The organism is Vibrio sp. 704 (assembly GCF_033339295.1).
Genome location: NZ_JAWOUH010000977.1, coordinates 1 through 526 on the forward strand (window position 1 = coordinate 1; position 526 = coordinate 526).

Below are 526 nucleotides of genomic sequence, written 5' to 3' on the forward strand. Positions count from 1 at the left end.
TGAGCATCACTTTGAAGCTGGTTGATCATACGTTGAATCTCTTCCGTTGAATCGGCAGTGCGCGACGCTAGGTTACGAACTTCATCTGCAACTACCGCAAAGCCTCGACCTTGCTCACCTGCGCGTGCCGCTTCAATCGCTGCGTTCAGTGCCAACAAGTTTGTTTGCTCAGAGATATCGCGGATTACACCAAGGATAGAGCCGATATCTTTCGTTGTAGAAGCAAGCTGTGTCACAACAATGTTTGTCGTTTCCACATCGTCAGCAAGACGGCTGATCACTTCTTTCGCTTTCATCACAACTTCACGACCCGTCTGAGTATTATCAGACGCTTGGTTTGCAGTATCGGCTGCCGTCGCTGCGTTAGACGCAATTTCACTGATCGTCGCGCCCATTTGGTTGATCGCTGCAACCACTTGAATCGTCTGGTCACGTTGCTCTTGGCTATTATCGTACGTTGACGTTGCTTTGCTCGACACGCTGTCTGCCGCTTGACTCAGTGCACCGCTCGTTAAAGATACTTCTT

Annotated in this window: 1 protein-coding gene; it reads right to left on the minus strand. The window is 49.8% G+C overall.

All coding sequences use genetic code 11. The features are described 5' to 3' along the window. Window positions 1–526, minus strand: a 526-nt coding sequence (locus R7R24_RS30200) for a methyl-accepting chemotaxis protein (RefSeq protein WP_318120651.1), incomplete at both ends; no start/stop codon positions are given.